Annotated in this window: 20 protein-coding genes and 1 pseudogene; 14 read left to right on the top strand and 7 right to left on the bottom strand. The window is 42.9% G+C overall.

What is annotated here, in order from left to right:
- Window positions 1–159 (bottom strand): annotated as a pseudogene (locus tag AC1WMD_RS08385) (IS256 family transposase); the annotation flags it as partial.
- A gap of 187 nt (window positions 160–346) precedes the next feature.
- Window positions 347–1,249 (bottom strand): glutamate biosynthesis transcriptional regulator GltC, encoded by a 903-nt coding sequence (gene gltC / locus AC1WMD_RS08380; RefSeq protein WP_494256678.1) that lies wholly within the window; start codon window positions 1,247–1,249, stop codon window positions 347–349.
- Between the two features lie 123 nt (window positions 1,250–1,372).
- On the opposite strand from gltC, the gene gltB reads away from it, so the two are divergent.
- From gltB to AC1WMD_RS08345, 7 genes are all read left to right on the top strand, one after another.
- Window positions 1,373–5,932 (top strand): glutamate synthase large subunit, encoded by a 4,560-nt coding sequence (gene gltB, locus AC1WMD_RS08375; RefSeq protein ID WP_494256677.1) that lies wholly within the window; start codon window positions 1,373–1,375, stop codon window positions 5,930–5,932.
- Window positions 5,933–5,986: 54 nt separating this feature from the next.
- Window positions 5,987–7,468 carry a glutamate synthase subunit beta gene (locus tag AC1WMD_RS08370; RefSeq protein ID WP_043904308.1) on the top strand — a complete coding sequence of 494 codons (1,482 nt, stop codon included), beginning with the start codon at window positions 5,987–5,989 and terminating at the stop codon, window positions 7,466–7,468.
- A 98-nt stretch (window positions 7,469–7,566) separates the two neighbouring features.
- The gene (locus tag AC1WMD_RS08365) at window positions 7,567–9,411 is read left to right on the top strand and encodes a sigma-54-dependent Fis family transcriptional regulator (protein WP_494256675.1); all 1,845 of its coding nucleotides are present in this window, start codon (window positions 7,567–7,569) and stop codon (window positions 9,409–9,411) included.
- 169 nt (window positions 9,412–9,580) lie between these two features.
- Window positions 9,581–10,573, top strand: coding sequence for a thiamine pyrophosphate-dependent dehydrogenase E1 component subunit alpha (locus AC1WMD_RS08360; RefSeq protein WP_043904310.1), 993 nt, complete (start codon window positions 9,581–9,583; stop codon window positions 10,571–10,573).
- 28 nt (window positions 10,574–10,601) lie between these two features.
- On the top strand, window positions 10,602–11,636 hold the full coding sequence (locus AC1WMD_RS08355) for an alpha-ketoacid dehydrogenase subunit beta (RefSeq protein WP_494256674.1): 1,035 nt from the start codon (window positions 10,602–10,604) through the stop codon (window positions 11,634–11,636).
- A gap of 91 nt (window positions 11,637–11,727) precedes the next feature.
- Complete coding sequence (locus AC1WMD_RS08350; RefSeq protein WP_494256673.1) at window positions 11,728–12,969, top strand: dihydrolipoamide acetyltransferase family protein; 1,242 nt, start codon at window positions 11,728–11,730, stop codon at window positions 12,967–12,969.
- 239 nt (window positions 12,970–13,208) lie between these two features.
- Window positions 13,209–13,661 carry a transposase gene (locus AC1WMD_RS08345; RefSeq protein WP_494256671.1) on the top strand — a complete coding sequence of 151 codons (453 nt, stop codon included), beginning with the start codon at window positions 13,209–13,211 and terminating at the stop codon, window positions 13,659–13,661.
- A 255-nt stretch (window positions 13,662–13,916) separates the two neighbouring features.
- Here the strand turns inward: AC1WMD_RS08345 and AC1WMD_RS08340 are convergent, their stop codons facing one another.
- Window positions 13,917–14,429 (bottom strand): hypothetical protein, encoded by a 513-nt coding sequence (locus AC1WMD_RS08340; protein WP_494256670.1) that lies wholly within the window; start codon window positions 14,427–14,429, stop codon window positions 13,917–13,919.
- Window positions 14,430–14,673: 244 nt separating this feature from the next.
- On the opposite strand from AC1WMD_RS08340, the gene AC1WMD_RS08335 reads away from it, so the two are divergent.
- From AC1WMD_RS08335 to AC1WMD_RS08310, 6 genes are all read left to right on the top strand, one after another.
- Window positions 14,674–15,129 (top strand): OsmC family protein, encoded by a 456-nt coding sequence (locus AC1WMD_RS08335; RefSeq protein WP_494256669.1) that lies wholly within the window; start codon window positions 14,674–14,676, stop codon window positions 15,127–15,129.
- 580 nt (window positions 15,130–15,709) lie between these two features.
- Window positions 15,710–16,684, top strand: coding sequence for a S8 family peptidase (locus AC1WMD_RS08330; protein ID WP_494256702.1), 975 nt, complete (start codon window positions 15,710–15,712; stop codon window positions 16,682–16,684).
- Between the two features lie 228 nt (window positions 16,685–16,912).
- On the top strand, window positions 16,913–17,392 hold the full coding sequence (locus tag AC1WMD_RS08325; RefSeq protein ID WP_494256668.1) for a GyrI-like domain-containing protein: 480 nt from the start codon (window positions 16,913–16,915) through the stop codon (window positions 17,390–17,392).
- 152 nt (window positions 17,393–17,544) lie between these two features.
- Window positions 17,545–18,720: a processed acidic surface protein gene (locus AC1WMD_RS08320; protein WP_494256666.1), complete on the top strand. Its 1,176-nt coding sequence runs from the start codon at window positions 17,545–17,547 to the stop codon at window positions 18,718–18,720.
- Between the two features lies 1 nt (window position 18,721).
- Complete coding sequence (srtD, locus tag AC1WMD_RS08315) at window positions 18,722–19,369, top strand: class D sortase, LPxTATN-specific (RefSeq protein ID WP_494256664.1); 648 nt, start codon at window positions 18,722–18,724, stop codon at window positions 19,367–19,369.
- Between the two features lie 306 nt (window positions 19,370–19,675).
- Entirely contained in the window at window positions 19,676–20,713 is a 1,038-nt protein-coding gene (locus tag AC1WMD_RS08310) for an SDR family oxidoreductase (protein WP_494256662.1), read from the top strand.
- Between the two features lie 179 nt (window positions 20,714–20,892).
- Here AC1WMD_RS08310 and AC1WMD_RS08305 read toward each other — a convergent pair whose 3' ends face one another.
- Genes AC1WMD_RS08305 through AC1WMD_RS08290 form a run of 4 tightly spaced genes read right to left on the bottom strand, consistent with a single transcriptional unit; the run spans window position 20,893 to window position 24,011 of the window.
- Window positions 20,893–22,077 carry an acetyl-CoA C-acetyltransferase gene (locus tag AC1WMD_RS08305; RefSeq protein WP_494256661.1) on the bottom strand — a complete coding sequence of 395 codons (1,185 nt, stop codon included), beginning with the start codon at window positions 22,075–22,077 and terminating at the stop codon, window positions 20,893–20,895.
- On the bottom strand, window positions 22,074–23,645 hold the full coding sequence (locus AC1WMD_RS08300; protein ID WP_494256659.1) for an ATP-dependent acyl-CoA ligase: 1,572 nt from the start codon (window positions 23,643–23,645) through the stop codon (window positions 22,074–22,076). The genes AC1WMD_RS08305 and AC1WMD_RS08300 overlap by 4 nt, the downstream gene beginning before the upstream one ends.
- A 37-nt stretch (window positions 23,646–23,682) precedes the next feature.
- Window positions 23,683–23,865, bottom strand: coding sequence for a TIGR00366 family protein (locus AC1WMD_RS08295; protein WP_088124174.1), 183 nt, complete (start codon window positions 23,863–23,865; stop codon window positions 23,683–23,685).
- On the bottom strand, window positions 23,841–24,011 hold the full coding sequence (locus AC1WMD_RS08290; protein ID WP_494256657.1) for a TIGR00366 family protein: 171 nt from the start codon (window positions 24,009–24,011) through the stop codon (window positions 23,841–23,843). The genes AC1WMD_RS08295 and AC1WMD_RS08290 overlap by 25 nt, the downstream gene beginning before the upstream one ends.
- Before the next feature lie 243 nt (window positions 24,012–24,254).
- On the opposite strand from AC1WMD_RS08290, the gene AC1WMD_RS08285 reads away from it, so the two are divergent.
- Window positions 24,255–25,655, top strand: a complete 1,401-nt coding sequence (locus AC1WMD_RS08285) for a sigma-54 interaction domain-containing protein (protein ID WP_494256655.1) — start codon at window positions 24,255–24,257, stop codon at window positions 25,653–25,655.
- Window positions 25,656–25,837 lie beyond the last annotated feature (182 nt).

The following is a 25,837-nucleotide window of genomic DNA, read 5'->3' as shown; positions in this document are numbered from 1 at the left end:
GTAATAGCCGTTTCTTCTATTCGACGTTCCCTTCTGTTCAATTTCGAGGAAACTCTGAATTTCTTCCTTCATGATCAACTCTAATTTTTCCTTTACAAACTGACGAATGGCGTTTTCCAGTTGATTGAGCCAGTCTAAATTCGGTATACTTTTAGACATAGGTAGGGTTCTCCTTTCTCTAAGATTTTTGGCCAAATCAGAGAATACCCTACCTTTTTCTTTTGGTCTAGCCAAATGCTTGACACAAAATTTTATACATCATCGTTTTAAGTTAGATTCTACACGTTAGTCGAAGAAGAAAATCAACAATAAACGAACAGAGTCTTTAAAGCTAGACAATGTTTTTTTATTGATACCGCTCCAACTGGGCGAAAAAGTCTTTCACAAACCGATAAAACACTTTGACCGACGGCGCCAGTTCGTGATGGTCAGAGATGATAATGCCGACGTTTCGCTTGACTTGCGGCATTTCGATCGGCACTTTGACGGCAAAGCGCAGCACCGTTTCATAAAAGGCGCTTTCCGGAAGAAGGGTGACGCCGATTCCCGCCGAGACAAGTCCTTTGATTGCATCCAAATCTTCTCCTTCGGACGAGATGACCGGGGAAAATCCGGCCTGATGGCAGGCATCAAGCACAATTTGATGCAAAATATACCCTTCTGGAAACGTGACGAACGGATCGTTGCGCAGCTCGTTTAATACTAAACTGCTTCGCTTGGCGAGCGGATGGGTGCTCGGCAGTAGTGCGGCAAACGGTTCCGAAAATAAAATTTCCCCTTTAATCCCCATTTCTCGAGTGGGAACGGGGCCGAGAAACGCCAAATCGATTTCTCTTTTTTTCACCGCTTCGATTAAATATCGGTATGCCCCCTGCCGCAGATGAAACGACACGTTTGGATGCTCTTCTTTAAAGGCGGAGATGACCATCGGCATCGTATGGCTCGCGAGGCTCGTCGGAAAGCCGATTTTGATCGTTCCGCGCTCAGGATCCAAATATTCTTCGATTTGCTGTTTGGCGTATTCAATCGCTTTGAGCGCCGTCTCGACATGTGGCAAAAAATGGCGGCCGACAGGGGTGAGTTTGACGTTTCGTCCTTCGCGCTCAAACAATTGCACGCCAAGTTCTGCTTCCAAATTCGCAATTTGCCGGCTGATGGCGGATTGGGCGACATGCAGTGCTTCCGCCGCTTCGGAAACGTGTTCTCGCTTCGCTACCTCCAAGAAATATTGCAGCTGTCTCAGCTCCATTTTTCTCCCCTCCCTTTCATTTATCGCAAAATGAGATGGATTTAATCTAAATTATATATTGTTTATATTATTTTTGAAAATTACAATGGTTATTACAGAGAAATAGGAACGGGAGGGAGCAGCATGAAACATTACGGACTGCCAAAAGCACAGGGTCTTTATCGCCCTGAATTTGAACATGACGCGTGCGGGATCGGTTTTTATGCGCATTTAAAAGGGAAGCCATCTCACGACATTATTAAAAAAGCGCTGCACATGCTGCGCCAGCTGGAACACCGCGGCGGACAAGGAAGCGATCCGCAAACGGGTGACGGTGCGGGAATTATGGTGCAAATTCCGCACGAATATTTCCAAGCGGCGTGCGGAGAAATGAATCTTCCACCGAAAGGACGTTACGGCGTCGGCATGGTGTTTTTGCCGGAAGATGAGGAAAGACGAACGTATTATGAAAAAGAGTTTAATAAAATCATTGAAAAAGAGGGGCAGACGCTGTTAGGCTGGCGTACTGTGCCTGTAAATATCGAAAAACTCGGAAAACTTGCAAAACACAGCAAGCCGTTTATCCGCCAAGTATTTATCGCGGCAAGCGACGATCTTACCGATGAACTTGCGTTTGAACGGAAATTGTATGTGATTCGCAAGCAAGCGGAAAAGTTTGTTGAGAATAATGAGTGCTATTTTGCAAGTCTTTCGAGCCGGACGATTGTCTATAAAGGATTGCTTACTCCGGAACAATTGGATGAGTTTTACGTCGATTTGCAAGATGAACGGTTTCGCTCGGCGTTTGCCCTCGTGCATTCGCGTTTTAGCACGAATACGTTCCCAAGCTGGGAGCGGGCCCATCCGAACCGCTATTTAATTCACAACGGCGAAATCAACACATTAAGAGGAAACGTCAATTGGATGATGGCACGCGAAAAGCAGTTTGTATCGGAACTGTTTGGCGATGATTTGCAAAAAATTATGCCGATTTTGGATACGAACGGCAGCGACTCATCCATTTTAGATAATGCGTTTGAATTTTTCGTCTTAGCAGGGAAGAAATTGGCGCATGCGGCGATGATGTTGATTCCGGAACCATGGTTTTGGGATAAGGAAATGGATGAAGCGAAAAAAGCGTTTTACGAGTACCATAGCTGCCTGATAGAGCCATGGGACGGACCGACGGCGATTTCGTTCACGGACGGAAAGCAGATCGGTGCGATTTTGGACCGCAACGGGCTGCGGCCAGCGCGTTATTATGTGACGAAAGATGACTATATTATTTTCTCGTCGGAAGTCGGCGTCATCGATGTCGATCCGAACAATATCCTCTATAAAGACCGGCTAAGCCCGGGGAAAATGCTGTTAGTCGATTTAGAACAAGGACGGATTATTTCCGATCAGGAAATCAAAGAAGAAATCGCCAAAGAGAAGCCATACCGCCAATGGCTTGATGAGCAAATGATTGCTCTTTCTGATCTTGACATTCCGAAAACGGTAAAACCGGTCGACAACCTTGTCACGTTGCAAAAAGCGTTCGGCTATACGTATGAAGACGTCGAAAAAATGATCATCCCGATGGTGACGGAAGGGAAAGATCCGACCGGCGCGATGGGGATGGATGCGCCGCTAGCTGTTCTGTCCGACCGTCCGCAAAGCTTGTTTAACTACTTTAAACAACTGTTTGCACAAGTGACGAACCCACCGATTGATGCGATTCGCGAATATATCGTGACATCGACGATGACGCTTCTCGGCAAAGAAGGGGATATTTTACATCCGGATGCATCGGCAGCCCGTCGCATTCGTTTGGAGACGCCGATTCTTTCCAATGAGGAACTGGCAGCGTTAAAATCCAATCCGTATCCGGAATTTGCCTGTGTGACGATTCCAACACTATTTACTGATGATTTAAAACAGGCGCTTGATGAGCTGTTTGCCAAAGCTGACGAAGCGATGGAAAACGGTGCGACGCTTCTTGTCTTGTCTGACCGCGGTGTGGATGAAAAACATGTCGCGATTCCGACATTGCTTGCCACGAGCGCCCTTCATCAATACCTCGTCCGCAAAGGGACACGGACGAATGTAAGCATTATTGTCGAAAGCGGCGAAGCGCGGGAAGTGCATCACTTCGCGGCTTTAATCGGGTACGGCGCTGACGCGGTAAATCCGTATTTGGCGCTCGAGACGATTCGCCAGGAAGTGGAAAAAGGCAATGTGGCACTGTCGTATCGCGATGCAGTAAGCAAATATATGAAAGCCGCTACCGACGGCGTCGTGAAAGTAATGTCGAAAATGGGCATTTCGACGGTGCAAAGCTACCGCGGCGCGCAAATTTTTGAAGCGGTCGGCATCGGCGAAGAGGTGATCGAACAATACTTCACCGGTACGGCATCGCAAATCGGCGGCATCGGTCTTGCTGAAATCGCCAAGGAAGCGAAAATGCGCCATGAGGTTGCCTTTGGTACGTCTTATCAAGACGGCACGCTAGAGACGGGCAGCGAGCTGCAATGGCGGTGGAACGGGGAGCATCATGCGTTCAATCCGAAAACGATTCATCTGCTTCAATGGGCATGCCGGAAAAACGATTATGAGTTGTACAAACAATATTCGAAATTGGCGAATGAAGAACGTATGACGTTTTTGCGAAATTTGTTTGAATTTGATGAAACAAGAACTCCGGTTCCAATCGAAGAGGTCGAGCCGGTCGAATCGATCGTGCGCCGCTTTAAAACCGGTGCGATGTCTTACGGTTCGTTAAGCGAGGAAGCGCATGAAGCGTTGGCGATCGCGATGAACCGCATCGGCGGAAAAAGCAACAGCGGTGAGGGCGGCGAAGATCCAAGCCGCTATGTCAAGGATGCAAACGGCGACTGGCGCCGAAGCGCGATCAAGCAGGTTGCATCCGGCCGCTTTGGCGTCAAAAGCCATTATTTAGTCAACGCGGATGAATTGCAAATTAAAATGGCACAAGGGGCAAAACCTGGTGAAGGTGGACAATTGCCGGCCAATAAAGTATATCCGTGGATTGGCAAAGTGCGGGGCTCGACGCCGGGAGTGGAATTAATTTCGCCGCCGCCGCACCATGACATTTATTCGATCGAAGATTTGGCACAGCTTATTTACGATTTGAAAAATGCCAATAGAAACGCGCGCATCAGCGTGAAACTCGTGGCGAAAGCAGGCGTCGGAACGATCGCTGCCGGCGTCGCGAAAGGAAACGCCGACGTGATCGTCATCAGCGGTTATGACGGCGGCACCGGCGCATCGCCGAAAACGAGCATTAAGCACGCGGGGCTGCCGTGGGAGCTCGGTCTTGTCGAAACGCATCAGACGTTAATGTTAAACGGCTTGCGCGACCGCGTCGTTTTGGAAACAGACGGGAAATTAATGACCGGCCGCGATGTCGTCATGGCTGCCTTGTTCGGCGCCGAAGAATTCGGCTTTGCGACTGCTCCGCTTGTCGTTTTGGGCTGTGTGATGATGCGCGCCTGCCATCTCGATACATGCCCAGTCGGCGTGGCGACGCAAAATCCGGAGTTGCGCAAAAAGTTTATGGGTGAACCGGAACATGTCGTCAACTTTATGTATTTTGTCGCCCAAGAAGTGCGCGAAATCATGGCCCAGCTCGGATTCCGCACCATCGATGAGATGGTCGGAAGAGTTGACGTCTTAAGAGTGAGCGAACGCGCGAAAAACCATTGGAAAGCGAAACATTTAGATTTATCGCGCCTTCTTTATCAAGTCGAAGGACCGCGGACATTTGCCCGTCCGCAAAATCACCGTCTCGAACAAACACTGGATTATACGGAAATTTTGCCGGCAGTCCGACCGGCGCTTGAACGACAGGAAAGAGTCGAGCTTTATCTGCCGATTCGCAACGTGCACCGGTCGGTCGGCGCGATAACGGGAAGCGAAATTTCGAAACGATACGGAGAAGAAGGGCTTCCGGAAGATACGATTCACCTTCATTTCACTGGTTCAGCCGGACAAAGCTTTGCCGCATTCGTGCCGAAAGGAATGACGCTCGAGCTTATCGGCGATGCGAACGACTATGTCGGAAAAGGCCTATCCGGCGGCAAAGTGATCGTCCGTCCGCCGCAAGACGCTTCGTTTGCTTCTGCGGATAACGTCATTATTGGCAACGTCGCCTTCTACGGGGCAACGGGCGGTGAAGCCTACATCCGCGGCCGCGCCGGCGAACGGTTCTGCGTGCGCAATAGCGGCGTCCACGCCGTCGTGGAAGGTGTTGGCGACCATGGCTGCGAGTACATGACAGGCGGACGCGTCGTCATTCTTGGTTCTGTCGGGAAAAACTTTGCAGCCGGAATGTCCGGCGGTATCGCTTACGTATTGGCGGATGAAGAAGACTGGCAAAAAACGGCCAATAAAGAGCTGGTGCTCTTTGAACGTCTTGAAGACGAAGACGAAATCAACGAAGTGCGCGACATGATCATGAAACATTACCGCTATACGGGAAGCCGAAAAGCGTCTCATATTTTGGCCCATTGGGAAGCCTATGTCGGCAAATTTGTAAAAGTCATTCCGCGCAACTACAAATTAATGATCGAAACGATTCAAGCGCTGGAGCAATCCGGACTTTCGCAAGAGGAAGCAATGATGGCTGCGTTTGAAACAGTGGCGAAAAAGAAAAAAGCCGTGGTAAGCGGAACGCACGTCTTGCAGGCGGTGGCGAAGTAGCGCGATCGCTTCGCCATCGTTATTGGAATGGTACGGAAAAGGAGGGAAACGATCATGGGAAAAGCAACCGGCTTTATGGAATATGCACGCGAGGAAGAAACGAAACGTGACCCGCTTTCCCGTCTTGACGATTGGAAAGAATATACGTTTCCATTTTCCGAGGAAATGCTCGCACGGCAAGGAGCCCGCTGCATGGACTGCGGGACGCCGTTTTGTCATATGGGACTGGAATTAAACGGTCTGACATCAGGATGCCCAATTCATAATTTAATTCCGGAATGGAACGATTTAGTCTACCGCGGCAGATGGAAAGAGGCGCTCGAGCGGCTGCTAAAAACGAACAATTTCCCAGAATTTACCGGAAGGGTTTGCCCAGCGCCATGCGAAGGCTCCTGTACGGTGGCGATTTCTGATCCAGCGGTTGCGATCAAAGGCATTGAACGGGCGATCATCGATAAAGGGTTTGCCGAAGGCTGGATTCAGCCGCGCATTCCGCAAAAGCGCACCGGGAAAAAAGTGGCGATCGTCGGCTCCGGCCCTGCCGGCCTTGCCTGCGCCGATCAGCTTAATCAAGCAGGGCATTCGGTAACAGTGTACGAGCGCGCTGACCGCATCGGCGGCCTGCTCATGTATGGCATTCCAAATATGAAGCTGGAAAAAGAAATTGTTGAGCGCCGCGTTCAGTTATTGGAAGCAGAAGGCATTACGTTTGTCACCAACACCGAAGTCGGCAAAGATATCACCGCCGACGAGCTGCGCGCGCAATATGACGCCGTTGTCTTATGCGTCGGCGCGCAAAAACAGCGCGACTTGACCATTGAAGGCAGAGAGCTCGAGGGCGTTCATTTTGCGATGGATTATTTGACAGGAGTCACAAAAAGCCTGCTTGATTCCGACTTTGCCGACGGCAACTTTATCGACGCGAAAGACAAGCGCGTCATTGTCATCGGCGGAGGCGATACAGGAGCGGACTGCGTTGCGACTGCATTAAGGCAAGGGTGCAAAAGCGTCGTGCAGTTTGGCAAGCACCCAGCCCTGCCGCGCGAACGCCGGGAAGATAACCCGTGGCCGCAATTTCCGCTTGTCTTTACGCTCGATTACGCCTATGAAGAAGCGAAAGCAAAATTCGGCGCCGACCCGCGGCAATATTGCATTCAAACGAAAAAAATCGTCGGCGACGAACACGGCCGCGTGAAAGAATTGCATACGATTCAAATGGAAAAAATCATCGGTGAAAACGGCCAAGCGATATTTAAAGAAATTCCAGGCACCGAACAAGTTTGGCCATGCGATTTAGTTTTCATCGCCATCGGTTTTGAAGGGCCGGATCAGCCGGTGCTGAAACAGTTCGGTGTCGAAACGGTCAACAACAAAGTCAAAGCGCCGTACGGCAAATATACAACGAACATCGAAGGCGTATTCGCCGCTGGAGATGCCCGCCGCGGCCAAAGCTTAATCGTCTGGGCGATTCACGAAGGCCGGGAAGCGGCGAGAGAAGTTGACCGTTTCCTCATGGGAACAACGAATTTGCCATAATGGTAGGATTCCTCTTGAAAACAAGTTGTTTTCAAGAGGAATTTTTTATGTAAAAAGCGAATGTAAACATTAGCTATTAAGCATTGGAGGTGATGGATATGAATATCGTAGATCCATCTAGACGCGAAATTTGGCAGCGCTTTGTGCGTGAAGGAACATTGGATCATGCAAGGATGAATAAAAGAATTGCGGAATCATGGTATCTCTGCCGCCAGAAAAATGTGGACCCTTATGACGGAAAAGGAAAGATTATTTTAGAGTCTCATTTGCTAGCAGAAAGGAAAAAACGGAATCAAAGATTGCTTCATATTGCCGTACCTATTTTAGAAAAGCTGCAAAAATATTTTCAAGAAACAAAATCTATTTTTCTTCTTGTCGACCGAGAAGGATATGTTTTATATGCAAAGGGAAATAAACAAGCAATGAAAATGGCCGAAGGAATAAAATTTGTGGAAGGAGTAAAGTGGACAGAAGATGAGGTTGGGACAAATGCCATTGGCACGTCTTTAAGAATTTGCGAGCCTATTACGATTGTTGGCTTAGAACATTATTCGGTTGCTTCTCATCAATGGGTTTGTTCAGCAACACCTATTTATGATGAAAAGAGAGAACTTGCCGGAATTATCGACGTTTCGTACCCCATCAATAATTATCCGTTTCACGACCATGTCTTAGCCACTGTTGTTGCCGCAGCATATACCATCGAACAACGATTCCACATTCAAGCGAAAGAAGATGAAGTAGAGTTGTTTAAGTATACTTGCAATATGGAAAATACGGATTCCCCCGTAGTTATATGTAATAATAATGGGAGTATTGTCTGGGTTAATCATTGTTTGCGCTCTTCCTTTTCAAACATGCTTGGTCAATCACTGGAAGATGTTTGTGGTGATCATTGGGCCATAAAATCCAAGATTCCGATTTATTCTTCTATTCATTATGATATTATTGGTTATCGAGTTACTCTTCAAAAGACAAAAAATAATGATTCCAAATTTGTTTCAACGACTTTTCATTTTGAAGGAGTAACGGGTAGGAGCATATCATTTGCAAATGTAATAAAGAGTTGTGAGAAGGTAGCGAAAACAGATGCTACTGTTCATATAACCGGAGAAACGGGAACAGGAAAAGAATTAATCGCTCGCGCTATTCATCAAAACAGCGGAAGAAAAAACGGCCCGTTTGTTGCGATTAATTGCGGCGCGATACCGAAGGAACTAATTAGTAGCGAATTATTTGGTTATGTGGAAGGAGCATTTACGGGAGCAAAACGTACGGGACATAAAGGAAAATTTGTTCAAGCAAACGGCGGAACCATTTTTCTCGATGAAATTGGCGAAATCCCTTTGGAAATGCAAATCGCGCTTTTAAGGGTTTTGCAGGAAAGGGAAGTCGTTCCTATTGGCGGCACAAAACCAATTCCTATTGACGTAAGAGTAATAACCGCAACACACTGCGATTTATATCAATTAGTAAGAGAAGGAAAGTTAAGGGAAGATTTATTTTATCGCATTTATGTATATCCGATAAAAGTTCCGGCGTTAAGAGAACGAAAAGAGGATATACCATTTTTGATTCAGTATTATTGCCAACAAAAGAATTGGTCTGTTTTCTTTCCTGATGAAGCGATCCAACTATTTATGACCTATCATTGGCCAGGAAATATTCGAGAATTATTTAACGTGTTAGAGCGAGTTCGAATTGAATATGGAGATCATATTCCCTCTATTTCAGAACTCAAATCGATGTTCATTGGATGGGAAAGTCATGGGGAAAATATGAATTCAGATCAAGAAACTTTATCCTATTGGGAACAAATTGAAAAAAATAATATTATGGCGATGCTACGGAAAACACAAGGCAATATTGCTAAAGCAGCAGCTGAGCTAAATATTCCTCGCAGCACATTTTACCGAAAATTAAAGAAGTATCATTTGATATGAGACAAAATGAGAAAGAATGAGAAACAATGAGATTAGTACGAATTTGCTTTTTCAAAAGCGCTTACAACAATATTTTTGTAAGCGTTTTTTTGTTGGTACACTACTTGCATAGTTAATAAAACGAGAAGATGTCATTTTCATTCATAACACTAATAAGGAGGATGAAAGCATGACAGTGACAAAACCAGAATCCAAGAGTCTTACGAAAGAAAAAGCAAAATGGATGTATCAGAAAATGTGTGAAATTCGTCAGTTTGAGGACAAAGTTCATGAAATCTTCAGCAAAGGTATTTTGCCTGGATTTGTTCATTTATATGCCGGTGAGGAAGCAGTAGCTGTAGGGGTTTGTGCTCATTTGAATGAAAAAGACTATATTACTAGTACGCACCGCGGACACGGTCACTGTATTGCAAAAGGCTGTGACTTGAACGGTATGATGGCGGAGATTTATGGCAAAGCAACAGGATTATGCAAAGGAAAAGGAGGCTCCATGCATATTGCCGATGTGGAAAAGGGAATGCTTGGTGCCAATGGAATAGTCGGTGGCGGATTCCCTCTAGCTGTTGGAGCTGGTTTGACAGCGAAATTGAAGAAAACGGGTGCTGTTGCTGTTTGTTTCTTTGGCGATGGCGCGAATAACCACGGTACATTTCATGAAGGAATCAATCTTGCGGCTATTTGGAAATTACCGGTTGTTTTTGTGGCGGAAAACAATGGTTATGCTGAATCGACTCCTTTCGAATATGCATCCAGCTGTAAAAACATTGCAGACCGTGCAGTGGCTTACAACATTCCAGGAGAGGTTGTAGATGGAAAGGACGTGATTGCTGTATACGAGGCGGCAGAAAGAGCTATTACACGTGCTCGCAACGGGGAAGGACCAACTTTAATTGAATGTAAGACCTATCGAAATTATGGTCACTTTGAAGGGGATGCACAAACGTATAAATCAGCGGAAGAAAAAGAAAAACATTTAAAAGAGTTAGATGCCATTGTAAGATTTCGTAACTATATTCTTTCTAATCAATTGTTATCAGAACAAGAACTATTTGAAATAGAACAAAATGTAGCGGAAGCCATTGAAAAGGCAGTCGTTTTTGCAGAAAAAAGCCCGTTTCCGACAGAAGAAGACCTTCTGAAAGACGTTTATGTAACCTATTAATCATAAAAGTTAGGAGGTAAAAAACATTATGACAAGAACAATTTCTTTCTCAGAAGCAATTAATGAAGCGATGAAGCTCGCGATGCGCAAAGATGAAAATGTTATTTTGTTGGGAGAAGATATAGCTGGTGGTGCAACTGTTGATCACTTGCAAGATGATGAAGCATGGGGAGGAGTAATGGGGGTCACGAAAGGTCTCGTCCAAGAGTTTGGAAGAGAAAGAGTATTAGATACGCCGATTGCGGAAGCTGGGTATATTGGTGCAGCTGTTACTGCGGCGGCAACAGGGTTAAGACCGATTGCAGAATTGATGTTTAATGATTTTATCGGAAGTTGTTTAGATGAGGTAATGAATCAAGCAGCAAAACTTCGTTATATGTTTGGCGGAAAGGCGAAAGTACCTTTAACCATACGAACGATGCACGGTGCCGGATTTCGCGCGGCTGCGCAGCATTCGCAAAGTTTATATGCGATTTTCACCCATATACCAGGGCTAAAAGTCGTTGTTCCTTCTACCCCGTCCGATGCAAAAGGTCTTTTACTTGCCTCGATTTTTGATGATGATCCTGTTATCTTTTTTGAAGATAAAACGCTTTATAACATGAAAGGAGAAGTGGAAGAAGGATTTTATACCATCCCTCTTGGAAAAGCAGATATTAAAAGAGAAGGAAATGATTTGACCATTGTGGCGATAGGAAAACAAGTGCATACGGCTTTAAAAGCAGCGGATATGTTAAAAGCACGTGGAATTGAAACAGAGGTCATTGATCCAAGAACTTTATCCCCGCTAGATGAAGAAACCATTTTATCTTCAGTAGCTAAGACAGGTCGATTAATTGTGATTGACGAAGCAAATCCGAGATGTAGCGTAGCGACAGATATTTCGGCTCTTGTAGCGGATAAAGGATTTGATTATTTAGATGCTCCGATTAAGATGATTACTGCTCCGCACTGTCCTGTTCCATTTTCACCAACATTAGAAGATCTTTACTTACCAACCCCAGAAAAAGTACTTCACGCAGTAGCTGAAATAATAGGAGATGAAACGATTGTAGCAGTTTAAATGAATTCAAGCGCGTTGCTAAAAGCAATTTTGATGTGGCTTATTAGCAGCACGCATTTCTGGTATCAATCGAAAAAGGGGAGAGATAGGAATGGCGGTTGAAATTTTCATGCCAAAGCTAGGAATGAGTATGAAAGAAGGAATGGTGGTAGAGTGGTTAAAGAAAAAAGGAGATAAGGTGAAAAAAGGGGAATCGGTCGCTGTCATTAGCTCCGATAAGATTGAGACAGATATCGAAGCGCCGCAAGATGGGGTGTTATTAGAGATTCTTGTCGAACAAGATGAAACGGTTGAAGTAGGAAAAGTAATTGGTTACATTGGTCAGGAAGGAGAAAAACCAGATGGCCAGTCCAATGAAACGCCACAAGAAACACCACAACAAGCAATGCAAGAAGTAGCCGTGTCCGTTGGAACCATCGAGCCAAACACAACGTCTAGACATATGTTGCGCGTTTCTCCTGCTGCTAGAAAATTAGCCCGCGAAGCGGGAATCGATTTAAGTAATATTTCAGGTTCGGGGCCAAAAGGTAGAATTACACGGGCAGATGTAGAAAAAGCCATTAAACTAAAACAAGCATCTTTACAGCCAGTGCGTGAGAAGCAAACGATCGCAGAAACAACTCAGATCACAGCGGAACAAAAAGGCGTCACAGTAAAACCGGTGACGGGGATGCGAAAAGTAATCGCAACAAGAATGTTTGCAAGCCTGCAGCAAACGGCTCAGCTAACGATTCATATGAAAGCAGATGTTACAGAATTGCTTGAATTACAGGCAAAGCTTAGGAAAGAGCTACAAGACGAATCTGATATAAAACTTACGATCACCGATTTTATCGCTCGGGCAACGATTTTAGCATTATGTACCCATAAACAAATGAACAGTCTTTATCAAAATGGGCATATTCATACGTATGATTCCGTACATTTAGGAATTGCAGTTGCATTGGAAAACGGTCTAGTCGTTCCTGTCATCCCTTATGCAGAGAAACTTTCTTTAAAAGAAATTTCTAAAAAGATTAAGGAATTGAGCGTACGGGCAAGGGAAGGAAAATTAAGCAGTGAGGAAATGAAAGGCTCAACTTTTACGATTACAAGTCTTGGTGCTTATGGTGTTGAATTTTTTACACCGGTGTTAAATCCGCCGGAGGTAGGAATTCTTGGGGTAGGAATGGCCACAGATATTCCGGTCTTTGTAGGAGATGTTATTCAGAAAAGAAAGATTTTACCGTTGAGTTTAACGTTTGATCATCAAGTGATCGATGGTGCTCCGGCTAGTCAATTTCTTACCACCATTAAAAATCATCTAGAAAAGCCATATAAAATGTTATTGTAGAGTTGTATTTTTTATAAAGAAATAAACATAAGTGTCTTATCGCGTTGTTTGGATAAGAAAGCAATCCAAGTTGTGTCCAAAATTAGTGGGTCAATCCGAATTAACATTTTTCCCGAGAAGTCTCCCTTCCTCTAAACGGAGTGAAGGAAGGAGATTAATCGGGAAGTTTTTGATTTTCAAACACGAACATATGTCCTGTAATGAAACCATCGATCAGGTAAAGAAAGAAGGGAATGCTCATGTTTCGGGGACAAAAAGTGTTCTTCCGGGCATCGAAAGCGGATTTGGATCGATTGTATGCCTGCAATCGGGAATCCGCCCGTGTTTGGAATGAATGTCTCCGCTTAGCAAAAGAACACTTCCTCCAGCAAGGGTGCTGGATCAGCATAAGCGAGCTGCAAAAACAAACGAAAAGGAAGTTCCATCTTCACGGCCAATCGATTCAAGCCATCTGCCACAAATACCTCTTTGCAAGACAATCTGCTCACCACACGATTCAACAAGGACATCCTGCCCGCTACCCCTACAAGAAAAAGCAGTACTTCCCAACGAAAACGGAAAAATCGAACTGTCGATGGGCATTCATCACGGAAAACGGGAAAAGCCAATTGTCGTGTATGCGTCGCATCTGCCCAAGGGAACGATCAAAGAAATCGAATGCTGCTGGGATCAAGGTCTTTATTTGGCCGTGACGTTGAAGATGGACAAAAGGCAAAAGCGTACAAACCGGGTTCCTCCGTCGGAGTCGATCTTGGAGAAGTACACATCATAGGTGCGTTTTGCGAAAACGGGCAAGCCCTCCTCATCACAGGAAGAAAAATGCGCTCCCTTCACCGGCTGCGGAATAAAAAAATGGCGGAGATCCAGCGGAGTCAATCGAAATGTCAAAATGACGAAGAAAATCCAAAATAAAAAGGTTGGATTAGAGTACCAACCTGTTAAATGTATTAATAAGCATTGTATTCCCCACTTTCCTGCTCACTTTCAGTAGGGAACGAGATTCCCATTGATTTTAATGCTTCTTTCGTTTGAGATAAATAAGATTCTGCCTGGTTTTGCCATTGGATGATCAGTTTAATAAAAGGTTTGAAATCTGGAGCAGCATTTTCCTCCATTATTTTTAATCCTTCACGAACTTTTTTATCCTGATTTTCTGCATTAATGATACAGGCAGCCATTGTTTCTACAATAGATTGTTGTTGCTCACCATTTGATAGTCTTTGAGCTGAGCCCACTGCCGTGACACGATGATAAGAAGCAGGGACTAGATGGTTATGCATCTCACTATTACCTTTTAAATCTTTCGTTTCTGGGATATGAAAAAGCTGACTACTCATGGCACATACCATTTCTTCAGCGTATAGACTTCGCTGTAACAGCATTAAAATTTGTGTCCATGGATTAACTCGATACAAATAGTTAGGATACAAAAAATCATCCCCTTTTTTATAAAATAGCATCCCCTATCTTCATTTTTATGAATAAAGTTCGGAGTTAATGTAAATTTGTGTGGAATAAAAAATGGTTCAGTCAAAGGACAATCCGGTTAGGTAAGAGTCTAAACCGCTCTGGTTTCTTTTCTCCTCTTTTCGTGATGGTAATTAATGAGAAAGAGAAATTTAAATTTTTTCTTTACATCCGACTTTTATTTTTTTATAATCTTATCAATTCCGATAAATTTACTTAACTAAAGGGGGAGAGAACATGGCTCAAGCTTCTACATTGGTTAAAGTCTCTGCTAAAGGTAAGTGGGAATCGGGCGTCAAAACCAACATTTCTATACGGAATTTTCCTGCTTTTTCTATGGATGAACCAGTGGAATTAGGTGGAGCTGATACAGCACCAAATCCAATGGAATATGTAGTTGCAGCACTGTGCGGTTGTAATGGAGTGATGATTCCGTTAGTTGCCAAAGAATTAGGCTTTACTTTCTCGGGAATTGAATTTGAAGCGACAGGCATTATTGATATCCGGGGGCTAATGGGGGAAGAAGGCGTTCGCACGCATTTCCAAAAAGTTCGTTTCCAAGTGAATATACAAACCGAAGAAAGTGAAGAAAAAATTGAACAACTGAAAAATGAAGTGGAGAGAAGATGTCCTGTGTTCAATCTTTTGCATGATGCTGGGATTCAAGTGGATACAAAATGGAGCAAGAAGTAAATACGATCATCTAAAAAAACAGATTAATTGTGGGATCTTGAGAAAAAGGGGTGGGCCTTACCATCCCTTTGTTTTTTCGTGCGCTCAGCTTAGAGATGTGATGTATTATAGACACTGGGAAAGTGTAGGGAAGAAGGTTTTCAGGGAATTAGTCGCTGTGCCGGCGATTATTCATTTTTAGCCTGTCATTGGAAGCTTGCGACATTGTCAAGTTTGATAATCAGCAACATCTATTTATTGGAAAAAATAGGTCATATGACATAGATAAAGTGTTAGACATAACCCAATGGTTTTTAACATATTTACCGAGAAGTCTCCCACCTCTTAACGGAGTATAGGTGGGAGAGGTTCATTGATGGATTCAGGAGGAAGAATTTTCGTTTCGTAGTTTACAGATTTTTAGTAAAACTAGATAATTTATCCAACTTTTGGCTTATAAATCAAATCATCTAAAAACCAAACTAAAGAACCTATTTTGCGGGACATGTTTATGGTAAAATTACAGAAAGTTCAGATTATTCATCTGGTTGTTGGTGAAGTTGTACCTGTTTTAGCCATTTTATTTTTAGGAGGGATTAGTATGGAAAATACTATTCGTTTGATCCCGTTTAAGGTGGAAGAAAAGCTTGATAATGTAAAGGAAATCCCTGAAGGCGTCAATATGGTACAAGCACCTGAGATTTGGAAAGAAGGTATAAAAGGCAAAGACGTTGTGATTGCTGTCATTGATACTGGATGTGATAGAAACCATCCTGATTTAAAAGATAGAATTATTGGCGGTAGAAACTTCACCACAGATGATAACGGTGATGTGGATAATTATTCAGATTATAACGGTCATGGAACACATGTGGCCGGAACGATCGCCGCAACAGAAAATGGCCAAGGTGTAGTCGGTGTTGCCCCTGAAGCAAAACTATTAATTTTAAAAGTGTTGGCAAATGATCCAAACAATCCGGGGTCAGCAACTGGTAAATATGAATGGATTGTAAATGCCATTAACTACGCTGTAGATCAAAAAGTAGATATTATCTCCATGTCATTAGGTGGTCCTTCCGATGTGCCAGAATTGCATCAAGCTGTTAAAAGAGCCGTTGAAAACAATATTTTAGTGGTATGTGCGGCAGGAAATGAAGGAGACGGAAACGAAAGAACGGAAGAACTTTCTTATCCGGCAGCCTACAATGAAGTTATTTCAGTTGGAGCCGTCAGTCTCGATGGCCAAATATCACGATTTACAAATTCCAATAAGGAAATTGATGTTGTTGCACCAGGGGAAAAAATTCTTTCCACCATTCCAGGCGGAAAATTCGCTGTTTTTAGTGGCACATCGATGGCAACTCCTCATGTTTCGGGGGCTTTGGCTTTAATCAAGCAATTGTCCGAAAAAGAATTTGGACGAAAGCTTACAGAACCTGAACTCTATGCTCAATTAATTAAACGTACAATGCCGCTTGGCTTTCCGAAAGCATTGGAAGGAAACGGGCTCGTTTACTTAACGGCACCGAATCTTTTAAGTAAACATGATAAAAGAACACAAGTTTCAAGCATATAAAAACAGAATTTGAACCGAAACCCTCGACGCATTCCCCTTCTATAATGCCAAGCATTTAGGAGGGGTTCGTCGAGGGCTGTTTTTTTAAAAACGTTTATTTGGCGGAAGGTCTGTGTTTCGGCATGATGTATTTCTCCGACCATCTCATGGTTGCCATGGCCATTCTCGTTTTTCACTTACTTTTGTAAAGAGGACCTAATAAAAAGCATATGGAAAGGAGCAGAACCAATGAAATACAGAGTTGTGGAAAGAGATAGTTTTCAAGTAGTAGGAATCAAGCGAGAATTTTCATTAGTCAATGGGGAGAATCTTGTGGGTATTCCAAAACTGTGGGATGAAGTTAATGAGGATGGAACAGTCGATTTATTATGGAAGTTGAACAATGGTCAAATTAAAGGTGTACTGGGTGTATGTGTCGCTAATAGCGATACACAGAAGCAAGTAATGGATTATTGGGTAGCCACGGAATATGATGGTGACACCCCCGACGGATTATTGAAATTGGAAGTACCCGCATCCAAATGGGCTGTATTTGAAGTTCACGGGCCGATGCCAGAGGCTATGCAGAAAGCATGGGAACAAATTTTTTCAGAATGGTTTCCATCCAGTGGTTATGAGCATGCAGGCACACCAGCATTAGAAGTATATACAGACGAAGATCCCTCCAGCCCTGATTTTTATTCTGAAATCTGGATACCAGTAAATTGAACTACCCCCACTTACCGGCTCATACCGGTGGAAGTGGGGGATTCTTGTTTCCTTTGGCTGTTGTTGCTCAAAGGTTCCAAGAACCCCCTCCGTTCAACGAGAGGAGTAGCCATACGAGATGTCCGAAGTGTCCTTTCGGGACGACCAGCTATATGCCTATGAAAGCACATATAGAAGGTACACCATCTTTCATTCGTATGGCATCCAAAGAACGCATTGCAATGCACCCAGCTCCTAGAATCGCCATCTGCTCCGGTACTTATACGGACGATGGGGAATTAGAGCGCGATCCAAACTTTGAACAGAAATTATCAGAATATTTAACTGAAATTAGCGCGATAAGAGGCTTCGAGGTGACAAAAAATGATATAGAAAAGTCTCTTGCTTTGTATGGGGAGAGCCTTGAAAACTTGGAAACTGTCGAGGACCTCAGTGATTACTTAGGGGATGTTATTAAAGCAGATTTAAGCAACTTAGATTACTTTGAAGAGAATTTCGGAATGGACAAACAATCGATTCTTGATTTGCTGAAGAAAAACGGAAAAGATATTAACGATTACATCTTTATCGATAACTTGGAACAAGATATTTGGAATTACTCTGATGGAATGCTTCCTGGTATGGAAGAAGAGGTAGTAAAAGAGCTTATTCCTATTTTCGAGAAAGAACTTGGTCTTACGCAAGAGGAATTACAACGGATTGAAGACCATTTAATGTCCCTAGAGGAGCATCTCTCTAATCCAGAAACGTTAGAACGACTGGACCAATTAGCTAACCGCATGATGGCTTTTGAGGAATTTGATGCAGCGACTGAGCTTACTCCTGAACAAATTGCTGAAATAGCATCCATCTATGAAGAATTACTTTCCATTTTTAAGTTAAAGGCAACTTACAGTCTTGTAAAAGATGGTTCGGAAACACCATTATCTTTGGCAGACCTATTGCAGATAGAAGAATTAAAAGGTGCTAACTTAAAAGTATTCTTGTACAGCGAAGATGGAAAATTCTTGGCCGACCTCATTGTGACAGGCGAAATGGTTGATTCTGATACTGTGATTGATACAGGTGAACAAATTGATGAATCTACTAAAGAGGCAAAAGAGACCATCAAACAAGTAACGATTGCAAAACCAGAAAAACAAAAGCCAATACTTAAGACTGATACAGCAGAAAAACGAAAAGTCATTGCCCAGAAGAATGACAAATATAAGACGGTAAAAGGTGCGAAACTTCCAAAGACTGCTTCTGACTATATCCCGAATGCCCTGTTTGGCCTTTTCATTGCATTAGCAGGGGTTCTGATTTATCGAAAGGTTAGGAGTGCTTAACATGAAAAAGAAGGGGATCAATCGCAATAAGAGATTGATTTTTCTTTCCTTCTCTGTTTTTCTGATTTTGGCTGGTTTTTGGTTCACTACAACAAATATCTATAAATTTGCCAAAGGCTACTTTCTTTATAAAACTTATTCTTCTAGTAACCGAGAGGAAGTAAGGGCTCAAACAACAGAAGCACAAGTAAGCAAAGGAAAATTAAAAATAAAGGAGGACCTATATCCTGTCCGTCCCAAAATAGGTGATAAAATAGGCGAATTGTATATACCCAAATTAAATGCTACCCTTCCTATCTACCACGGAACAGATGAAGATGAGTTAGAAAAAGGAGTCGGGCACTTTGCAGGAAGTGTGTTACCTGGCGAGGATGACAACTCCGTGCTTTCAGGACATCGGGATACAGTGTTTCGAAGACTAGGGAAAGTAGGAGAAGGAGACTGGTTAATTGTTCGTACTTCTGCAGGAGAGTTCCGATATAAAGTCAACAAAGTACGAATTGTGGATGAAGATGACCGGACCGTTATCGTACCTAAACCCCGGGCGACATTAACAGTTAGTACATGCTATCCCTTTGAGTATATCGGGCCGGCACCTAAGCGTTATATACTTGTCGCCTATCTAGCTTCAAAAAAACTTTCTAAATAGTATCCTCAAAAGAAATAATCCACCCTTGAGTTGGCGACGACTGGGTGGATTATTTTCTGCCTACTGCCGATCCCCCTTGGAGGGAACCGTCTATTGCATGACCGGAGGTGTTGCCGCACCTTCGGTCTTATTTATATGTACTTTCTATAAATATTATACATCATCAATATTAGTGTATGTAAAATGCCAATTAACATAAATTATTATTTTAGTTTGTCCCGTTCCAATGTTTTTTTAATGAGATCAATTTCAAAAATTTTCAATATATTTATGGTAAGATATAATAAAATAAAAAGGAGTGGCACAATGAAAATACTTATATTAGGCGGAACTCGATTTCTTGGAAGAGCGCTAGTAGAAGAATCGTTAAGAAGAGGGCATGAAGTTACTTTGTTTAACCGAGGCAACAATAATCACATTTTCAAAGACGTAGAGGCTTTAACAGGAGACCGCAACGGAGATTTAAGCGCATTAAAAGGACGAAAATGGGACGCTGTTATTGACACTTGCGGATTTGTTCCGCACGCGGTTGCAAAATCCGCTGCCGTTTTAGCTGACAACATTGAGCATTATACATATATTTCAAGCATTTCTGTATATAAAGACTTTGTTAATCCGGGAATACAAGAGGACGACCCGGTTCAATCTTTGCCTGCCGATCAGGTCGAAGAAATTACCCGCGGTACGGCAGGACCAATTTATGAATATTATGGTCCTTTAAAGGCGTTATGCGAAATCGAAGCAGAGAAACATTTGCCGCAAAGAGTATTAACAGTAAGGGCTGGGCTACTTGTCGGACCTTTTGATTATACAGACCGCTTGCCTTATTGGGTAAAAAGAATTTACGAAGGCGGAAAAGTGTTATGCCCAGGTAATCCTAACCGTCCGGTGCAATTGATTGATGTCAAAGATTTGGCTGTTTGGATGATCCAAATGGTGGAACGAAAAATAACAGGCATATATAACGCAACCGGCCCTGATTATCCTCTTACCATGGGGCATTTATTAGAAACGTGTAAGCAAGTAACAGGAAGCAACGCGGAACTTGTATGGGTGAAAGAAGAGTTTTTAGCAAAACATCATGTTCAGCCTTGGATCGAAATGCCATTATGGATTCCTGAAAGCTTCCCGCTCCCGGGAGAAAAAGAGCCGTGGAACGGTTTTTTTGCGATTGACATTTCAAAAGCGATAGAAGCAGGTCTTACATTCCGGCCGCTCGAATACACGATACATGACATTTTCGTATGGGAAACCTCAAGAACAGATGGAGAAAGAAAAGCAGGCATTACGTTAGAGAGAGAAACGAAGCTATTGGAAGCTTGGATAGAAGAGAGCCTTCGTTAATTTTTCAGATAGGAACACGCAAAGCCAATAACATCGTGAGTTATGGCTTTGCAAGCATTGTATACAAACATTCTTCCATAGAAGTTTGAAGGCACCCGTGTTTACTCGGGTGCCTTCGCCCTAGATATTGGACTAACGTCCACTGTGCTGCTGATTCATGCGTTCAGTTCTGTTTTGCATTATACACGCTCAATGACCATTGCTATTCCTTGTCCGCCACCAATGCACAGGCTGGCTACACCATAACGAAGTCGTCTTCTTCGCAGTTCATAAGCCAATGTAAGCAATAACCTTGCACCGCTCGCACCAACCGGATGCCCCAAAGCGATCGCTCCACCGTTCACATTGGTTTTTGTCCGGTCCAACTTTAATTCCTTCTCCACGGCAAGATACTGAGCGGCAAAGGCTTCATTCACTTCAACAAGGTCGATATCTTCCAATGTCAGATTGGCTCTCTGCAATGCCATTTGGATTGCAGGCACAGGCCCAATCCCCATAATTCGAGGATCCACGCCTGCAACTCCCCAGGAGACGATTCTGCACAGAGGCTGAATGCCCACCTTAGGAAGCATATTTTCCCCAATTATGATGAGCGAAACCGCCCCATCGTTGATTCCGCTGGAATTCCCCGCCGTAACCGTACCGTCTTTTTTAAAGACAGGCTTTAGTTTTGTTAAACTTTCCAAAGTCGTATCGTGTCTTGGATGTTCGTCTTCACTGATCACCTTTACCTTTCCATCCCTGGATATGATTTCGACAGGGATGATTTCCTCAGCCAGTTTTCCTTCTTGTCTTGCTTTTTCCGTTCTTTGTTGGCTTAAAAGCGCATATTCGTCTTGCTCTTTCCTGCTTATTTCATACTTCTGGGCTAGATTTTCCGCTGTCATCCCCATTCCTAAGCCACAATATTCATCGGTCAAGGTGTTTTGAAGCATATCGGTAAATTGAAGCGTTCCCATTTTCTGTCCCTCAAAGCGCATGGAAAAGTGGCTGAAAGGAGACGTTGACATATTCTCGGCACCGCCAACCAACGCCAGGTTGGACTCTCCTAACCGAATGCTCGAAGCGGCAGTAACCACTGCCTGCAAACCAGAACCGCACAAGCGGTTCACGGTTAAAGCAGGCACTTCCATTTGCACTCCTGATTTCAACGCGATATGGCGGGCTAGGTACGGCGCGTTCGTACTGGATTGAATTACGTTGCCGTAAACAACATTATCGATGTCTTTCGGATCGACTCCCGCTCTTTGGATGGCCGCTCTGGCGGAAATCGCCCCTAGATCAATTGCGGTTAAATCTCTTAAAGCTCCTCCAAATCTGCCAAAAGGCGTTCGTGCTCCTTCCAATAGATAAACGTTGGTCATCGTCTTCCTCCTATTTCTCTGTTTAACTGTACTCCATTTGCGACCCGGTCCCAAGATGCCCCAATTCCTTCTTTCCGCAAGGTGTATTTTTGTACCCTCTGAGTGGCGGTCTTTGGTAAATGTTCCTTAATTTCCACATATCTCGGTACCATGTAGTATGCCATGTGCTGTTCACAGTAACGGATAAACTCCTCATAATTAAAGTCACATTCAGGCTGAAGCGTAAGAACCACCTTCACATCTTCCTCCCCTAATTCAGAAGGAACACCTATGGCGGCAGACTCTTTCACGCAAGGGTGTTTATTCACAATCCGTTCGATTTCGTAGGAAGAGATGTTTTCTCCGCGGTAGCGGATACAGTCTTTGATTCGGTCTTTGAAATAAAAGTATCCGTCTTCATCTTGGTAGCCGCGGTCGCCGGTATGGAACCATCCTCCCTTAAGTGCCTCAGCCGTTTTTTCGAGCATTTTATAGTAACCTTGGAATTGTGTAAATTTCACTTCTTCCCGAACCACGATCTCTCCTTCTACGCCAGGCGGAACCTCCTGATCATTTTCATCCACAATCCTTAGCGAAACATGGGGTAAAGGTTTTCCAATCGAGCCTACACGGATTTGATCTATCGGATTGCAGAGGCAGACCGTTGCCGTCTCAGTAAGCCCATAACCTTCCACTATCGTTAATCCAAAACGTTTCTCGAACTCTTCCCAAATTTCCTTTGGGGCTGCTCCTCCAAAAATCCTAGTTACTGTATTATTCTTTTCATAATCAGATATTGGTTGCTTAAAGAGGATCGTTAGCATCGAACCAATGTAATTAAATATAGTTGCTTTACACTCGTAGATTTCCTTCCAGAAATTGCTTGCGCTAAATCTTTCGGACAACACCAGCTTTGCCCCCGACAACAGCGTTCCCATAACCGACAATTGTTGTGCGTTACAGTGGAACAAAGGCAAGCAGGTATATAATATATCTTCTTTCTTTATCCTCATCATTACATCTTTAAATGTAAGACCGGTGTTGATATAAGAAAAATGCGGCAAAATAACCCCCTTTGGTAATCCTGTCGTTCCTGATGTATAAATAATTGACATCGGTTCTCCCTTTTCAATGTGAGGCATTTCAAATTCAAGCGAGGGTGCATTCACAACTGATTTGATAAAGTCTTGCCGCTTCCAAAAATGTCTTACATTTGTAAGAGAAGGTTTCACCTTCAATATTTCTTGTTCAAATTCCGAATCAAATATCAGGAATTTGGCATCCGAATGGTTCAGAATATATTCCAACCCTTCTCCCTTAATATGAATATTTAGGGGAATCATGACAGCACCTAACTTGGCCAATCCAAACCAGATAAATATATAATCCGGGCTGTTCTTGAGCATTAAAGCCACGTGGTCTCCCTGATTAATGCCTAATCCTCTTAAGAAAAGGGCGATTTGGTCAGATTTTCGATCAGTTTCCAGATAAGTATATTTCTCTTCTTGAAATTGCAGAAAAATATCGTTAGGAATCGTTTTCGCATTATGCTTTATCAATTGACCAATATGTTTCAATTTTTGCATCATTTTTCTTCATCAACTCCCTACATAATAGTCGTAAGATTCATGCAAATATGAGCATACAGAAGGAACCAATCAAAAGAAAAATGATCATCGCAAATAAACAATATCCCCAGATGTCGCGGATTCCGAGTCCGGCAATCCCTAACGCAGGCAGCGCCCAAAATGGCTGGAACAAGTTTGTTGTAATATCTCCTAATGTTACTTCCAAAAACCGTTGTACCAATACTCAATCATCTCAAAAGGGCCTTTGCCGGCGATGAAAATCCCCATGATATAAGTAACCATAGTCAAAATGATGGCAAAAACAAAAGCATCGGGGATATAATTTTCCACGCCGACCCTGAACCGATTCACAATCCGGTGCAACATAACATCACTCCTCCTTAGATTTATTTAAAACGCTTTTGTTATCATTATCATGCAAATTTCATACCAAACTAAAAAGCCTAGCAAAGGTAGAAAAACGAAAATGATGTATGCAATATTGCATATGCAATATTGCATCGAATAATCATTTTCGCAATTCGAAATATATAGTATATTTAAAATATAAAGTACATTTAGAAAAAATACTTGCGTTGTATCATAACTCTACAAAAGGAGAGTGCCGTTTTGTACAAATCCCCTTACTTTCAGCATAGTACAAATGAAATTTTTAGATTGCTTAATGCAATATTTGACACATCCCATGATGGAATTTACGTTTGCGACAAATATGGCAGAACACTCGTCTTTAATGATGCTTTCCTACAAATTTCCGGGATCCCAGAAGATCTGCTATATAAGTTTAGCGTGTTTGAGCTTTTAGAAATGAATGCGGTTCCCAATTCTTGCGCCGCAGTTACCATTAAAACAAAGAAAAAACATAATACAATTATTGATTACTATAATGGCAAAAAGGCGATCCTTACCTCCACTCCGATCTTTGACGAAAATAACGAAATTGAGTGTGTTGTGTCCAATGTTAGGGATATTACGGAGTTGAATAGTCTGCAAATGGAACTGGAGAAAACACGGGAAATTACCACTATATATCGGGAAGCGCTTCAGCAGCTTCAAGAAGAAATACAATCTAATGAAATGCTGGTCTATCGGAGCAAAGTTATGCAAAATATCGTCTCTATGGCGTTAAGGTTTGCCAAGAATGATGCGCCAATTCTTTTGTTGGGAGAATCGGGTGTAGGAAAAGACGTGTTGGCGCAGTTCATTCATAACAAAAGCGGAAGACCAGGCTCATTTGTAAGAATCAATTGTGGGGCTATTCCTGAACATCTTTTAGAATCAGAACTTTTTGGTTTTGAAAAAGGGGCCTTTACAGGTGCAGAAAAAGCCAAACCGGGTTTATTGGAAATCGCTCATAATGGAACGGTTTTCCTTGATGAGATTGGGGATCTTCCTTACCCACTGCAAGTAAAACTTTTAAATGTCTTGCAGGAACAAAAAATAAGGCGCATCGGTGGAGTCAGTGACCGGGAAGTGAATATCCGGGTCATCGCAGCAACTAACGCCGATTTACAATTGCTCATTGAGCAAAAAAAATTCCGTAAGGATCTGTATTATCGGCTAAACGTCCTGCCCATTACCATACCCCCTTTAAGAGAAAGAATGGAAGATATACCAGTTCTGGCAATATATTTTTTAAACGAACTGCAAAAAAAGTATAAGATTAAAAAAATGATTGAAGTATCTGCTATGGATCGTTTGATGTCATATGACTGGCCAGGTAACATTCGTGAATTAAAAAATATGATTGAGCGAGTTTATCATATGACTGAAAATGACAAAATTACAGCTGATGACCTGCCTGAATCAATACGTACAGTCGATTCAGTCAATGTTAAAGGATCGGCTTTATATGTCAATAAACTTCCTTTAAAAGAGGCGATGAATCAATTTGAAAAATATTACATTAAGGAAATGATGAATCAATCCAAAACTTTAAAAGAATGTGCTGAAAAACTTAACGTCGATATTTCAACACTAATTCGAAAAAAGAAGAAATTAGGTATTTAACATTTTGGTGATCGCTCAAAAAATGTATGCAATAGAAAATAATAGCTTAAAACAAAATATTGATTTTTCGGGAAAGGGAAATTATCATAAAATTATTAATAGTCATAAAATAATAAATAGAATGATATTTTTTGTTGTGAAAGATATTAAAAAGCGCAAAACGTTCCTTCGAAATTATTATT

Source organism: Parageobacillus sp. NEAU-HV-2 (assembly GCF_059115485.1).
Note: the sequence above shows the minus strand (reverse complement) of the source record. Positions and strands in the feature narration are given on the sequence as shown.

Excerpts from the sequence above, each read along its gene's own strand:
- AC1WMD_RS08325 (WP_494256668.1), top strand. The coding sequence starts at position 16,913 with ATGAAATACAGAGTTGTGGAAAGAGATAGTTTTCAAGTAGTAGGAATC.
- AC1WMD_RS08300 (WP_494256659.1), bottom strand. The coding sequence starts at position 23,645 with ATGATGCAAAAATTGAAACATATTGGTCAATTGATAAAGCATAATGCG.
- AC1WMD_RS08335 (WP_494256669.1), top strand. The coding sequence starts at position 14,674 with ATGGCTCAAGCTTCTACATTGGTTAAAGTCTCTGCTAAAGGTAAGTGG.
- AC1WMD_RS08305 (WP_494256661.1), bottom strand. The coding sequence starts at position 22,077 with ATGACCAACGTTTATCTATTGGAAGGAGCACGAACGCCTTTTGGCAGA.
- AC1WMD_RS08310 (WP_494256662.1), top strand. The coding sequence starts at position 19,676 with ATGAAAATACTTATATTAGGCGGAACTCGATTTCTTGGAAGAGCGCTA.
- gltB (WP_494256677.1), top strand. The coding sequence starts at position 1,373 with ATGAAACATTACGGACTGCCAAAAGCACAGGGTCTTTATCGCCCTGAA.
- AC1WMD_RS08320 (WP_494256666.1), top strand. The coding sequence starts at position 17,545 with ATGCCTATGAAAGCACATATAGAAGGTACACCATCTTTCATTCGTATG.
- AC1WMD_RS08330 (WP_494256702.1), top strand. The coding sequence starts at position 15,710 with ATGGAAAATACTATTCGTTTGATCCCGTTTAAGGTGGAAGAAAAGCTT.
- AC1WMD_RS08360 (WP_043904310.1), top strand. The coding sequence starts at position 9,581 with ATGACAGTGACAAAACCAGAATCCAAGAGTCTTACGAAAGAAAAAGCA.
- AC1WMD_RS08340 (WP_494256670.1), bottom strand. The coding sequence starts at position 14,429 with ATGCTATTTTATAAAAAAGGGGATGATTTTTTGTATCCTAACTATTTG.
- gltC (WP_494256678.1), bottom strand. The coding sequence starts at position 1,249 with ATGGAGCTGAGACAGCTGCAATATTTCTTGGAGGTAGCGAAGCGAGAA.
- AC1WMD_RS08365 (WP_494256675.1), top strand. The coding sequence starts at position 7,567 with ATGAATATCGTAGATCCATCTAGACGCGAAATTTGGCAGCGCTTTGTG.
- AC1WMD_RS08345 (WP_494256671.1), top strand. The coding sequence starts at position 13,209 with ATGTTTCGGGGACAAAAAGTGTTCTTCCGGGCATCGAAAGCGGATTTG.
- AC1WMD_RS08370 (WP_043904308.1), top strand. The coding sequence starts at position 5,987 with ATGGGAAAAGCAACCGGCTTTATGGAATATGCACGCGAGGAAGAAACG.
- AC1WMD_RS08355 (WP_494256674.1), top strand. The coding sequence starts at position 10,602 with ATGACAAGAACAATTTCTTTCTCAGAAGCAATTAATGAAGCGATGAAG.
- AC1WMD_RS08350 (WP_494256673.1), top strand. The coding sequence starts at position 11,728 with ATGGCGGTTGAAATTTTCATGCCAAAGCTAGGAATGAGTATGAAAGAA.
- AC1WMD_RS08290 (WP_494256657.1), bottom strand. The coding sequence starts at position 24,011 with ATGTTGCACCGGATTGTGAATCGGTTCAGGGTCGGCGTGGAAAATTAT.
- srtD (WP_494256664.1), top strand. The coding sequence starts at position 18,722 with ATGAAAAAGAAGGGGATCAATCGCAATAAGAGATTGATTTTTCTTTCC.